This window comes from Antarctobacter heliothermus (assembly GCF_900188425.1).
Classification (GTDB): domain Bacteria; phylum Pseudomonadota; class Alphaproteobacteria; order Rhodobacterales; family Rhodobacteraceae; genus Antarctobacter; species Antarctobacter heliothermus.
In genome coordinates, this window is sequence record NZ_FZON01000029.1 from 19941 (window position 1) to 32608 (window position 12668).

11 protein-coding genes and 2 pseudogenes are annotated in these 12668 nt (G+C 56.1%); 4 read left to right on the forward strand and 9 right to left on the reverse strand.

Going from position 1 to position 12668, the window contains the following annotated elements; translation table 11 throughout:
• Positions 1–14: 14 nt before the first annotated feature.
• Positions 15–497: a TetR/AcrR family transcriptional regulator gene (locus CHB90_RS14835; protein WP_245823258.1), complete on the forward strand. Its 483-nt coding sequence runs from the start codon at positions 15–17 to the stop codon at positions 495–497.
• Between the two features lie 267 nt (positions 498–764).
• Here the strand turns inward: CHB90_RS14835 and CHB90_RS14840 are convergent, their stop codons facing one another.
• From CHB90_RS14840 to CHB90_RS14875, 8 genes and pseudogenes are all read right to left on the reverse strand, one after another.
• Positions 765–1109, reverse strand: a complete 345-nt coding sequence (locus CHB90_RS14840; RefSeq protein WP_089278656.1) for a HesB/IscA family protein — start codon at positions 1107–1109, stop codon at positions 765–767.
• Positions 1110–1545: 436 nt separating this feature from the next.
• On the reverse strand, positions 1546–1860 hold the full coding sequence (locus tag CHB90_RS14845; protein ID WP_089278657.1) for a BolA/IbaG family iron-sulfur metabolism protein: 315 nt from the start codon (positions 1858–1860) through the stop codon (positions 1546–1548).
• Positions 1861–1930: 70 nt separating this feature from the next.
• Positions 1931–2935 (reverse strand): GTP 3',8-cyclase MoaA, encoded by a 1005-nt coding sequence (gene moaA / locus CHB90_RS14850; protein WP_089278658.1) that lies wholly within the window; start codon positions 2933–2935, stop codon positions 1931–1933.
• Between the two features lie 113 nt (positions 2936–3048).
• Positions 3049–3909, reverse strand: coding sequence for a sigma-70 family RNA polymerase sigma factor (locus tag CHB90_RS14855; protein ID WP_089278659.1), 861 nt, complete (start codon positions 3907–3909; stop codon positions 3049–3051).
• A 175-nt stretch (positions 3910–4084) separates the two neighbouring features.
• Positions 4085–5344 carry a DUF6522 family protein gene (locus CHB90_RS14860; RefSeq protein WP_089278660.1) on the reverse strand — a complete coding sequence of 420 codons (1260 nt, stop codon included), beginning with the start codon at positions 5342–5344 and terminating at the stop codon, positions 4085–4087.
• Positions 5337–6533 (reverse strand): P-loop NTPase, encoded by a 1197-nt coding sequence (locus tag CHB90_RS14865; RefSeq protein WP_089278661.1) that lies wholly within the window; start codon positions 6531–6533, stop codon positions 5337–5339. The genes CHB90_RS14860 and CHB90_RS14865 overlap by 8 nt, the downstream gene beginning before the upstream one ends.
• Entirely contained in the window at positions 6530–7147 is a 618-nt protein-coding gene (locus tag CHB90_RS14870) for a MarR family winged helix-turn-helix transcriptional regulator (protein ID WP_089278662.1), read from the reverse strand. The genes CHB90_RS14865 and CHB90_RS14870 overlap by 4 nt, the downstream gene beginning before the upstream one ends.
• Positions 7148–7734: 587 nt before the next feature.
• Positions 7735–8436, reverse strand: a pseudogene (locus tag CHB90_RS14875) (Tn3 family transposase); the annotation flags it as partial.
• On the opposite strand from CHB90_RS14875, the gene CHB90_RS27560 reads away from it, so the two are divergent.
• From CHB90_RS27560 to CHB90_RS14885, 3 genes and pseudogenes are all read left to right on the forward strand, one after another.
• A complete protein-coding gene (locus CHB90_RS27560) occupies positions 8435–8518 on the forward strand; it encodes a hypothetical protein (protein WP_425426630.1) in 84 nt (27 codons plus the stop codon). The pseudogene CHB90_RS14875 and the gene CHB90_RS27560 sit on opposite strands and share 2 nt — an antisense overlap.
• Before the next feature lie 86 nt (positions 8519–8604).
• Positions 8605–8975 (forward strand): annotated as a pseudogene (locus tag CHB90_RS14880) (transposase); the annotation flags it as partial.
• A gap of 222 nt (positions 8976–9197) precedes the next feature.
• A complete protein-coding gene (locus CHB90_RS14885; RefSeq protein WP_342744962.1) occupies positions 9198–10319 on the forward strand; it encodes a YeiH family protein in 1122 nt (373 codons plus the stop codon).
• Between the two features lie 346 nt (positions 10320–10665).
• Here CHB90_RS14885 and CHB90_RS14890 read toward each other — a convergent pair whose 3' ends face one another.
• Positions 10666–12630: an aconitate hydratase gene (locus tag CHB90_RS14890; RefSeq protein ID WP_089278663.1), complete on the reverse strand. Its 1965-nt coding sequence runs from the start codon at positions 12628–12630 to the stop codon at positions 10666–10668.
• Positions 12631–12668: the final 38 nt, after the last annotated feature.

Below are 12668 nucleotides of genomic sequence, written 5' to 3' on the forward strand. Positions count from 1 at the left end.
CGAAACGCGCAGGCGTGAGTTTAGGTAATCTTTACAACCACTTCAGCGGAAAACACGCCGTTTTGGCAGAAGTCGCTACCCTGGAGCGCGAAGAGTTGCAGCCGTTCATCTCCGAGTTGAGGAACGATGTGGCACCATTGGAGGTTCTTGAAGATTTTGTGCGCAACTATCTCATCCACCTATCCGCACCAGAGAACGTGATTCTCAGCCTTGAGATCGCTAGCGAGGCAGTGCGGAAGCCTGACATCGCCAAAATGTTCTTGGAGAACCAAAATGCGTTGCTTGATGCATTGGCTGCCCTTTTGACGCGCGGAGTAAAAGAGGGTTGCTTCCGTTCGTTGCCTAACACGCGAGAGGCAGCGAGTTTGATCCTGGACGCGATGGAAGGCAAGGCGCTAAGGGCAACCTTGCAGACCAATAAAACTACAATTGATCACGCAGAGCTGTGGAACTTCATCAAAAGTGCCGTGATTAATCCGCGTGACTCACCGAATTGAGCTTTCCAAGCTGCAGCGTTTTTGTCGTTTGATCCGGTTCATAGTGCATTGAACTTTTTTTGAGCTAGTGAAGCGGAGTTTTGTTGACGTTGCAGCATCATGTATTTTGGGCTCTTCTGAGTCCTTCGCCGTGCTCTGCACGAACGACTGCGACGCGCTAGCGTAGGATTCCACACTCTCCCGCAAACGACCCCAGGTACCTCCCCTTATTGGGGCAACAACGAGGTTGAACCTGATCGGGCCATTATTTCAAGACAAGCGGGCAAATTAGCCAAACTTGATAGATTCGCCACAGCCGCACGCCTCGGTGACGTTGGGATTGCGGAACTTGAACCCGGATTCTAGCAGTGATGTCTCATAGTCGATTTCCGTGCCAAACAGGGACATCTGCGCCATCGGCGCGATCAGAACCCGTGCACCGTCTTGTTCAATGACTTCGTCATTGGCATCCGGTCCGTTCACGTATTCCATTGTGTATTCCATACCCGCGCATCCGCCCTTTTTGATTCCAATGCGAAGTCCCGTATGACCCGCTGAGGCCATCAGCTTGCTGATATGCTGGGCGGCTTTAGATGTGATGGTAACGGCTTGCTTTCCTGGGGTCGTAAACATTATTGATACTCCTCTTGCTGGAAAGATAGGCGTTGGCCAGCATTTCTCAAGCATTGGCGTCAGAATAAGTTTGCAGGAAGTCAGGGGCGTTCTGTCACAAATTTTGTAGCAGGCTGAGACTACTTGATCAGCAGCTAAGGCGATGCAGCGAGCGCTGCAAATTGCTGAAACGTGCAAGGATATTTCGCCGCAAACTTGCCCTTTCGGATCATGTGGGTAACCTCGATCCCAACAATGGTTGCTGTGGCAAAAATGGAAGACTTTGAAGCCCATTATTGGGCGGATGATACGTTTGATGAACCGATTTGAGCTGCTTCGCAGTGCATACGATCGCAGCATCGCTTCTTTAACAGGGACCGGAACGTAAGCGCGACAAGACCAGACTTCATAACGAGACAATGAACTGATGGCCGAAGCAGCACATGACGCGTTTTGATCACCGCCGTGCGCCACCACCCAGGCAAGGGGGCGATGCGGGTGCTTCTTGTGAAATGGACCATTCCTCTTTGGTCATCGTGTGCAACGCCAGCGCATGAATATGGGTGGAAAGGGTTTTTGCGAGAATGCCGTTGAGCAGCCGGTGGCGTGCCACCAGCTTCTTGCCTTCAAAGGCAGAGCTCACGATCACCACCTTGAAATGTGATTCTGCCCCCTCCGGCACATTGTGCTTGTGGCTTTCATTGATGACTTCCAGATGTTCAATCGACAATCCGAGACCGAGTTTGTCGATGATGTCCTGCCGTATTGTCATGCTTCCTCCGAAAAATTGTTCTTTTACAGCGTGCCCTCATACGTCGATCCGTACAACAACGCCCCTGAGCTCAGCCGCCGGTATGGCTCATGTGGCGGATGACCTGCCCGTCGACCTTCTGTCGTGAATAGTCGAAATCATGCCCTTTTGGTTTGCGGAGGATCGCGTCGCGGATCGCCTGCTGCAACATGGCATCATCAGCATGATCGCGCATCGGTTTGCGCAGATCTGCCATGTCTTCCTGCCCAAGGCACATGTACAATTCTCCGGTGCAGGTGAGTCGCACGCGGTTGCAGCTTTCGCAGAAATTATGCGTCAGCGGCGTGATAAAGCCGATTTTCTGGCCGGTCTCGTTGATCCGGACATAGCGGGCCGGGCCGCCTGTCTGCTCTGACAGGTCAGTGGTGGTAAAGCGCGTTTCAAGCTGCGCACGCAGGTCCTTCAGCGACCAATACTGGCCGATACGGTCCTCGTTCCCGAGATCGCCCATCGGCATCACCTCGATAAACGTCAGATCCATGCCTTCCTCGGCGCACCAATGTGCCAGCGTGAACAGCTCGTCCTCGTTGAAGTCCTTAAGTGCCACGGTATTGATCTTGACCCGCAAGCCCGCCTTTTGCGCGGCGCGGATGCCCGCTAGCACTTGTGGCAGACGGCCCCAGCGTGTGATCTCGGCGAATTTCTTCTCGTCCAGCGTATCCAGCGAGACATTGATACGCTGCACGCCACAAGCCGCCAGATCGCTCGCAAATTTCTCCAGTTGCGATCCGTTTGTTGTGACGGTCAACTCTTTCAGTGCGCCGCTTTCAAGATGCCGCGTCATACCCTTGAAAAAGGTCATGACATCGCGACGCACCAAAGGCTCGCCCCCCGTTATCCGCAGCTTTTCCACTCCAAGACCGACAAAGGTAGTGCACATACGGTCCAGCTCTTCCAGCGTCAGCAGTTCCTTCTTGGGCAGGAATGTCATGTTTTCGGACATACAATAGACACAGCGGAAATCGCATCTATCAGTGACAGATACGCGCAGGTAAGAAATCGCGCGGCGAAACGGGTCGATCAATTTTGGTTCCATAGATAGTATCTCCTATGATAGTCAAACGGCCGTTTTCTGAACAACTTTGCATTCAGTGGTGCCATTTTTTAGGCATGTAATTGCGCTCTGCGACAGAACATGGCTGTCTGCCTTTAGATGAAGTACTCCAGCTCCAGATCTCGTTGCCCCATGGTGGTTCTCAGCCTCTCAAACCCGCGTTCGCGCAGCTGCCGCACGCGTTCCTTTGAGATTCCGAAGTGAATTCCGAGAGTTGTCAAAGTAGCCGGTGGGTCTTGGAGCTGCGTCGCTACTATGATCTCGCGCTCACGGTCGGGCAGAGCGCCAATCATCTCGACAAGAAGAGCGCGCAGCGTCTTGATATCGTGGCGGTTCATAGTATCTGCATCTTCCATGCTGACTGGATCGACGAGCCGCGCTATCCGGTCCTCTCCGTCATCACCGACCGATGGTACGTTCAGCGAGAAGTCAGCACCGGAAACCTGCTCACGCAGATCGTTCAGCCTTCGGGGGCTAACGCCAAGCGCCCTGGCAACGCACGTATCGGCGTCGGCCCTACTGATAGTTGGATTGTTTAAAACGGTCTCGTCAAGCCGCGATAGGTTGGCGATGGATTTTCGGAGATCGACCGAATTTGGGCGCCGTACAATCGATCTGTTTGCCAGCTTGTAGTCCTGAATTTCTGCACGGACCCACCAGACGGCATAGGTTGAAAAACGGTAGCCTCGGTCAAGATCAAAGCGGTCTGCCGCCTTCATCAGTCCAATATTTGCCTGCTGCACAAGATCGAATTCAGCCGTCTGCGACCCTGCCAATGCCCGTTTTGCCATTGCGCCGGCCATCGGGCTGAAGGCTGTGATTACCTTGTCGCGTGCGCGCTTGTCACCACGTTGTTGCCACGCCCGCAAAAGATGCAACTCGTCGCCGGCTCTGAGCATGTTCGGAGTGCGCTTGCGGCGCGGCTGTGTCCCCCAGTTTGATATTGGTTTGTTCATTGCACCGCTCAACTTAGTTTCGAAACAAAACTAACTTACTTCAGGCCATCTTGTCAAATTGATTTCGTTTCGATACTAAATATTATGAACCATGGGTTGCCGTAAGGGGCAGGATAACGCAGCAAGAAATTCCAACCTTGCGGAAATCCACCCCACGAACAATCTGCTCAGGCGACTACTCTGAAGCAGTTTCCTGAATTTTTTCGAGCGTGGATGAGACTTCACCTAGAAGCCGTTCGTGAAAAGCACGGTCAGTTTCGCCATCCATGGGTCCACGTTCCAACGTCTGCGCCAGTTCAAAAAAGCCCTTGCCGGGGAGTTCATCCCCGCCGCGGCTGACGGCCCGCGCTGCGATGAAGGGTGTCGCTAACGCAGCATCCACGCGCATTGTGGCCTCGAGTGCGGAAGTCACTTTGGCGATCGAACCCGGTGCCCAATATCCAAGCGCGCGTGCAAGTTTTCCGTAGGTAATTGGCACTTTGTCTTCGGGCAGGTTCTGGAGGTATCGTCGAACTTGGTCAGCCAGCGTTTCCCCGACGGTGGCTTGAATTGGCCTTGCACGCGGCGGCGGAGCTTCGCGGGCTGTGCCATCAGCAAACACTTCTGCCGCCCAGGCTCTGACGGGGGTTCGCACTGTGATGCGTGTCTTTCCTGCGTGCTCTTCAGTCCCGGTTTCGGAGCTGCTGACGATGTCACCGTTGCGCATGCCTGCGCGCAAGGTGTCTGGCGTCAGCCCAAGTTTCGGTGCGAGGTATTCGGGATCTATGATGATCTGTCCGTCTTCCCAGTCGATCGTCCCAGGTGGCAGTGGCCGGTTTAGAGTTGGCGTATTTCCCGGTGTGCCAGTGTAGAAAGGGTTGGCTCCGGCTTCGTGGTCTGTCAGGTCGATGATTTCGCGAATTGCGGGAAGACCGGCGCGCAGCATGGTCTCAATACCCTGACGCAACGTGGCGGATGACGCGGCACATCCCTGACAGCCCCCAGACATGCGCAGATAGACATCACCGTTCTCAACGCGCTCTACGGCGACGCTACCGCCGTGGCTGGCGATCGCTGGGTTCGCCTCGCGGTCGAGCAGATCAGCGACGGCCAGCAAAAGAAGCGCGTCTTCACCCTTAGGCGCTTCGCTCCGTTGTCCCAATGGTAAGGCTTCGCGATCCAGAACATCCCGAATTGCAGCCGCAATTGGGGCTTTCAATGCGGACCAATCCACATCCGTGCTGCGACTTACATAGATCGAAGCGCCGTCAACCTCGACACGCTGCACACCCGAGATGGCAAATAGTGCCCGCGCCAGCGGGGCATCCGTGCTTGCATCGTCGTAGCAAACTGATGCGCTGTCTTGGACGGGTGCCTCGAGAATAAAGCGCATGGTTTGCGGGTCTTTTACCGTGGGCTGCACCCGAATGCGGCGGCGCGTTGCAGCTTCAGACATCCTCAACCTCTACGCTTTGCATGGCGCGAAGGGCTTTGAATGTGTAGATTCCAGTGCTGTGGCCGTCACTGAAAGCCAGCCCAAGCGCATAATTCCCAAGGCTCCATATCCGCGTCGGTTTGATAGATTGCGGTACGTTGGAGGGATCAAGTATTGCCGCACCGCTCATCTCATCGCGACAAGCTGCACAGCGACAATTCAGCCGAAGATCGCGCGACCCGATCAATTGTTCATGGCCGTCCTGCCAGCAGATTGTCAGCCCGATCTCATCATGATCAAGCGCTATGGCCACGTCAGCAGCACCACCGTAGCTGAAAGGTGCCGCGTCAGCAGGTTTGCCCGTGCCCTCGGACACATGCCAATCGAAGGGCAACGCAAGGCCGCCTTTCTCGGAACCGCCGCCAACAAGCGCCTCAGCAATCTTGACATAGACCTGCGCGGCGGGGCTGTCTGGATGGGCACTTACCATGGGTGTGCCCGCATCGCCTGTGTCAACAATTGCCGGCTCGATTGGAACCGCGCCCAAAAACGGTACGCCGATTTCGCGCGCAATAGCTTCACCGCCCCCTTTGCTGAAGATATGCGTAATTTCACCGCAGGACCCGCATGCAAAGCCGCTCATGTTCTCGACGATCCCAAGAATCGGAACGTTGACCTGTTGCATCATGCGCAAGCCGCGCCGCGCGATTTTCAGGCTGACATCCTGCGGCGTGCTGACGACGACTGCGCCAGTCAGCGGAAAGGCCTGTGCAAGCGTCAGCTGGATATCGCCAGTTCCCGGGGGAAGATCCAAAAGCAACACATCCAACTCGCCCCACTCCACCTGAGCGACAAACATCTGCAAGTATTTGGTCACCATCGGGCCGCGCAGGATGGCAGGACTGTCATCATCCGACAGCATAGCCATCGACATCACCTTTATGCCAAACGCCTGCGCAGGGATCACTTTTTTGTCCGGTGACATGACAGGCGGCTGATTACCCTTGATGCCCAACATGCCCGGGATGGAAGGCCCATAAATATCGGCATCCACAACGCCGACCCGCAGCCCCATGCCCGCCATTGCAACCGCGATATTGGCTGTTACGGTTGATTTCCCGACACCACCCTTGCCACTGCTGATAGCGAATAGCTTGCGTTCGTTATGACTGGAATTTGCAGCGTTTGCATGGGCGTCTTGTTGTGTCATTGCGCGCTACCTTTGCTCATTTCATCCGATAGAATTAGTGGGCGTGGCAGCACACCGCCACTGCTGAAATTCACACAAAGCTTGCCTAAGTCGATGGGCATGAGTTCTGCCGCGATACAGGCGCAATAGCCCCTACCGTCCGATGATGTGTAATGAGTACAGGCTTCGCACGTGCCGAACGCCTGCGCGCCCTTCAGTCCCGCAAGGGTTTCGGACAGGCGCGACAGCGTCGCCAAGAATGCCGCACGTTCTTTCGGATTGATGACGTCTATCAGAGACATTAAATCTGCCAGCGGGTCCGCGTTAAGGGCTTCCTGCCCCTGCTCGGTGATCTCGAGGCGAACGCTCCTGCCATCATGATCAGAACGAAACCGCGCAAGAAGCCCTTTCTCCTCGAGGGTTTTGATCGTCTGGGAGGCCGTTCCACGCGTGGTAACCTGAAAACTAGCGAACGCGGATGGTGTGCGCGACACGCGGTTGGCGCGCGCAAAAAACCGCAGGCAAGTCCATTGTGCCGCAGTCAGGGGGGACGCCAAGTCCTCACCACGCGAAGAGCGCCCAATATGAATAAGGAGTTCGGCGATTTCGTCAGAGCCGCTTGATGTATATGTCATGGTCTTTTGATAGCGAAGTCGAACTACTTATGCAATGCAAGGTCACTTTTTCTTTTGATGGGCTCTGGCCCTAGTTCCCAGATATGAGAACCCCGGTAATCTTTTGCGGCATTGAAAGCGTTTGTCTGCACAGGAGGATCGCTGACAGACGAGTACGGGCAGATGCTCGCCGTCCTTGTCGTTGCTGAATGGAGCCATTTGACCTGGGCTGAGCACTACAAAAATTGCGATCCTAATTTACCCTTCTGGTATTCAGAATGGATTGATCTGTATACCGCAGCAGATTTTGAATCAGTTTGTATTCTACCTGCGCGATCAACTGGATGCTATTTAGGGGTAGATTCCGGTAGGGGGCAGGATGACACCCTAAGGCCCTTGGTCACTGTTTTTCGCCGCCTGTATTTGCCTGTTGAGCGCGGTGTGAGCCCGCCCAGGGCGTCACACTGGACGGATGCCTGCAACAGCCTGCGAAGTTGGCAAGATATAGGGGGTGATTACTTCACATGCCAGTACGGGGCAGGATTGTCTCACAAGGCGGCCACGGTGCGCTTTGTCCACCTGTATTCGCCTGTGAGGAGGATGTGGGCTCATCCGAGAGGCGAGATGTGCCCCAGAAGCTCGTCAGAGTCATCGAGTCCGACGCGTTTTCGTGCCGCCACTGCCTGCCCGAGGCGTTTGGTGTTCCAGTAGATGATTATGGCCGCCAGCAGGTTCAGCCCGGCCATTCGGTAGTGCTGACCTTCGACGGTCCGATCGCGGATTTCGCCCTGCCGCCCGATGCGCAGGGCGTTTTTCAGGGCGTGATGGGCCTCGCCCTTGTTGAGACCAATCTGGGCACGGCGCTGCATGTCGGCATCAAGCAGCCAGTCGACAATGAAGAGCGTGCGCTCGATGCGGCCGATTTCACGCAGGGCAAGTGCCAGCTCGTGCTGGCGTGGATAGGCTGCGAACTTTTTGAGCAACTGACTGGGCGGCATGATGCCCGCTGCCATCGTGGCCACGGCGCGTAGGATATCCGGCCAGTTCTGGATGATCAGGCCCTCTCTGATCTTACCGCCGATCAGACTGCGCAGCTCCTTCGGCGCGGCGGCTGGGTCGAAGAGATACAGCCGTTTCGAGGGGAGGTCCCGTATGCGCGGAATAAACCGGAAGGCCAGCAGCGAGGTGACGGCAAAGACGTGGTCGGTGAAGCCACCGGTGTCGGCATACTGCTCTTTGATCTTTCGGCCCGCTTCGTTCATCAGGAGCCCGTCCAAGATGTAGGGTGCTTCGCTCACGGTGGCTGGAATGACCGCCGGGCAAGCCGCAAAACAACTGGGTATCGCAAGATCAACAGCTTACAGATTGATCAAGCAAACAGCGGAAACATAAAAGTTCCCACATTGTTCCGCCTTAACGGGATCCTACGCACAAACCTTCCGATGGGGCCTGCTGCACACATCGCGCCAGAGGCGCGTCTTCGACACGACGGGTCGGCTCTCACGCATCACCCTCACGTCCACATGATCGTGCCGGGTGGAGGCTTATCACACCCAACGGCACCCGTTGGGTCGCATGCAAGCCGGGGTTCTTCCTGCATGCGTGGGTTCTGTCTCGGCTCTTCCGCCGCCTGTTTATCGAAGGGTTGATAGCTCTGCACCGCGAAGGTGAACTCACCTTCTTCGGTGATCTAACTGGGCTGTCAGAGCCACAGGCCTTCGAAGCATATCTCGCCCCATTGCGCAAAACAGAATGGGTGGTCTATGCCAAACCACCCTTCGATGGCCCTGAGGCAGTGCTGGCTTATCTCAGTCGCTACACGCACCGGGTGGCAATCTCGAACAGCCGAACCGCACACTCGCGGAACTCACCTTCTCGTGCATTTTCAATGCACTGTCAGGCAACGGGTGAATACGGCTTCGAGGTCTTCTTCTTTTGTGTCTGTTCCATAACGGGCAATTCTCCGAGAGTTTTGCCCTCCGGTAAACCCGGGGCGGTTCAATGTTCCAGAAAGTGGTACGATGTGAGCGCGCGTTCTTTGACGCAGCACTTACGTCGTGATGGTATTGCCATGTGTTTTCCAACGCATTACATTTTGCTCGCAGATACCTTGGCAAATGCCAATTTAGCCATCTGCATACAGGCCAAACACTCATATAATTCCAAGGTTGCATACATGAATTTCTCCGGCTGGAACGCCCGCATCCAGACGCTTCTGCCTGGTGTGCTTGTGGCGGTTATGATCGCGCTGGCGAGCAAGTTCGTCTCAGAACAGTATGGCGCACCGTCGATGTTGCTGGCCCTTCTGTTCGGGATCAGCCTGAACTTTCTGTCCCGTGATGCGCGTTGTGGGCCGGGTATCGCGTTGAGTGCTCGGACGCTTTTGCTACTGGGCGTGGCGCTTTTGGGGCTTCGGATCAACTTTGATATGGTCGGGGCTATTGGTTGGCCCATCGTGGCGATGGTTGTGCTGATGGTGCCTGCAACAATTGGCTTTGGCCTTGCGACCTCGCGTTTATTCGGGTTCCGCTATCGCTTTGCCTTCTTGTCGGCAGGGGCTGTTGCAATTTGCGGAGCGTCAGCCGCGCTCGCGATTGCTGCGATCTTGCCAAAGGACGATAAGTCTGACGACAGGCTGGTGTTCACGGTTGTTGGCGTCACCATTCTGTCGACCATCGCCATGATCGTCTATCCGATCCTAAGCCAGGCCCTTGGCTTTGACGATGTAACGGCGGGCATTTACCTTGGCGCAACGATCCATGATGTGGCCCAGGTGGTCGGTGCGGGGTTTTCAATCTCTGAGGAGGCGGGCGAAACCGCTACCCTTGTAAAGCTTCTGCGCGTCGCGATGCTGGCTCCGGTGGTTATCATAGCGTCGGTCTTTTTGCGCAGCGTTTCGACCTCAGACCCCTCCGGCACACGGCCACCCATTATCCCGGGTTTCGTATTGGCATTCATTCTGCTGGCGACGCTGAATTCCGCGGCGACCCTGCCTGCCCCACTGCTTGCGATTGCGGTCGACGGATCAGGCTGGTTGCTGCTGACCGCAATCGCGGCGGTCGGCCTCAAGACATGCCCCGCCGAGATCCTGAAGGTTGGAAAACTGGCGGCAGCCCTGCTAGTTGCCGAAACGCTTTTTCTGGCGGCGATGGTCGCACTTGCGCTGACGCAATTGCCTATTATCCCCACTTGATCCCTGCAACAACGCCTCGCATGTCTGCCTTTTGTCAAAAGTTGAAAACGACCATCTTTTATTGTGCTCAGCCTGACGGAACGCCCGCCACAATGGCCCTCAGCATGACCGCGTTGTGCCTCGCATTCGGTAGTCTCAAATCATCATTCTCCTGGCCCGGCCCAGCCTCGACGGGTATCATGTACAGAAGCGGCTGAGGCGGGCGCAATTACACTGGAACAGATACGGTTAGCCGGCTTGGCACCGCAAAACAACTTGGCCCTGTACCCCGTGCAGACCACAGCACATTTTGATGCCGGTCGAAGGCGGCGTGCGCGCCATCAGATCACATCAAGACCAGGTCATTTCAAGCCCCAGCTGCTAGTGATTTTCGTCGCCAGTTGATAAGGCCGCCTTCCAGAATCACAGCAATCTGCTTCTCGGTGAGGCTGGGATCGGTGATAATAGAGTCCTTGCCCTGGATATCTAGAATGACATCGCCGTCATTTGCCAGCGTTTGATGCAGATCCCGCGCGATGAGGACATCACCTGTTTCAAGGCGTTCATAGTCCTTCGGCTCGGCAAATACGAGTGGCAGAACACCGTAATTGACCAGGTTCTGCCGATGGATGCGCGCAAAGCCTTTGGCCAGTACGAGCCTCAAACCGAGGTTGCGTGGTGCGACGGCCGCATGTTCGCGTGACGAGCCCTGGCCGTAATTGTCACCAGCGATCACGGAATGACCGGTTGTGCTACGCACGGAGCGCGCGTGCTCGACATAGCTCGTGTCGATACGCTCGAACGAGAAATCATCGATCTTCTGGATGTTCGAACGGAAAGGCAGCACCTTTGCGCCCGGTGGCATGATCTCGTCAGTCGAGATGTCATCGCCCATCTTGAGGATTACCGGCAGCTCTAACGTGTCAGGCAACGGGTCGAAATCGGGAAGCGATTTAATATTAGGACCCTTTACCACCACGACAGAACGCGACTCGTCCGGGTGGGGTGGTGCATCAATCATCGTCTCTGTCACGACAGTTTTCTCTGGGTATCTAAGCTGCGGGCAAGGCATATCGAGAGAGCGGGGATCGGTTATTTTGCCCGTAAGTGCAGACGCAGCGGCGGTCTCGGGAGAGCAGAGAAAAACAGAATCTTCCCTGGTCCCCGACCGGCCCGGAAAGTTGCGCGGCACTGTTCGCAGCGAATTCCGTCCGATCGCGGGGGCTTGCCCCATACCGATGCACCCGTTGCAGCCAGCCTGATGTATCCGTGCCCCGGCGGCCACCATGGCACCAAGCCGACCGTCCGCGATCAGAGTTTCGAGAGTTTGGCGGGAGGACGGGTTGATGTCGAAGGAAACCGTCGGGGGGACCACCTGTCCTCGCACGATATCGGATACCACTGCAAAGTCACGCCAGCCCGGATTGGCCGACGATCCGATATAGGCTTGATAGATTTCTTCTCCCTCGACCTCACTAACAGGCACGACGTTACCTGGGCTCGATGGCTTGGCAATCAGTGGCACGAGAGTGGAGAGGTCGATCTCGTCGTGATGGTCGTAGGCGCAGCCGTCGTCGGCGGTGAGTTCGACCCAGTCCTCGGCTCTTCCCTTGCTCTCGAGAAAGCGCTTGACCTCTTCATCAGACGGAAAAACTGTCGTTGTCGCGCCCAATTCCGCGCCCATATTGGCGATGACATGACGATCCATTGCGGTTAGGTCAGCCAGGCCGGGACCATAGTATTCGATGATCTTGTCGATACCGCCCGAAACCCCGTGCCGACGCAGCATCTCGAGGATCACATCCTTGGCGCTGACCCAGTCGGGAAGTTTGCCTACGAGTTTGACGCCGAAAATCTCGGGCATGGCCATCGCAAAAGTTTCACCCGACATGGCAAGCGCCACGTCGAGGCCGCCTGCCCCGATTGCCAGCATGCCAAGCGCGCCGGCCGCCGGCGTGTGGCTGTCAGCACCCAGGAGAGACGCACCGGTCCTCCCGAAGCGCTCCATATGCACCATATGGCTGATGCCGTTGCCTGGCCGCGAATACCAGACGCCAAGACGCCGGCAGATGCTTTCGAGGAACAAGTGATCGTCCGGATTCAGATTATCGATTTGAAGCAGGTTGTGATCGACATACTGGACGCTGACTTCGGTTTTTACACGGTCGAGCCCGATTGCCTCCAGGGACAGCATGGCAAGGGTTCCTGTGGCGTCCTGGGTCAGCGTCTGGTCGATCCTGAGCTCAATTGGGGCACCCGGCGTCATCTCGCCAGCGACCAGATGCGATCGGATCAGTTTTTGTGCGGCATTGAAATTTTTGGCATTCTCCATGTCTTCTACTCCCCTCCCGGTTGTTTCGGCAGTGTCAG

Bases quoted from the DNA above. Each gene is read 5' to 3' on its own strand.
- CHB90_RS14840 (WP_089278656.1), bottom strand. From the start codon at position 1,109: ATGTTTACGACCCCAGGAAAGCAAGCCGTTACCATCACATCTAAAGCC.
- CHB90_RS14845 (WP_089278657.1), bottom strand. From the start codon at position 1,860: ATGACAATACGGCAGGACATCATCGACAAACTCGGTCTCGGATTGTCG.
- moaA (WP_089278658.1), bottom strand. From the start codon at position 2,935: ATGGAACCAAAATTGATCGACCCGTTTCGCCGCGCGATTTCTTACCTG.
- CHB90_RS14855 (WP_089278659.1), bottom strand. From the start codon at position 3,909: ATGAACAAACCAATATCAAACTGGGGGACACAGCCGCGCCGCAAGCGC.
- CHB90_RS14860 (WP_089278660.1), bottom strand. From the start codon at position 5,344: ATGTCTGAAGCTGCAACGCGCCGCCGCATTCGGGTGCAGCCCACGGTA.
- CHB90_RS14865 (WP_089278661.1), bottom strand. From the start codon at position 6,533: ATGACACAACAAGACGCCCATGCAAACGCTGCAAATTCCAGTCATAAC.
- CHB90_RS14870 (WP_089278662.1), bottom strand. From the start codon at position 7,147: ATGACATATACATCAAGCGGCTCTGACGAAATCGCCGAACTCCTTATT.
- CHB90_RS27560 (WP_425426630.1), top strand. From the start codon at position 8,435: ATGACCGCCGGGCAAGCCGCAAAACAACTGGGTATCGCAAGATCAACA.
- CHB90_RS14885 (WP_342744962.1), top strand. From the start codon at position 9,198: ATGTGTTTTCCAACGCATTACATTTTGCTCGCAGATACCTTGGCAAAT.
- CHB90_RS14890 (WP_089278663.1), bottom strand. From the start codon at position 12,630: ATGGAGAATGCCAAAAATTTCAATGCCGCACAAAAACTGATCCGATCG.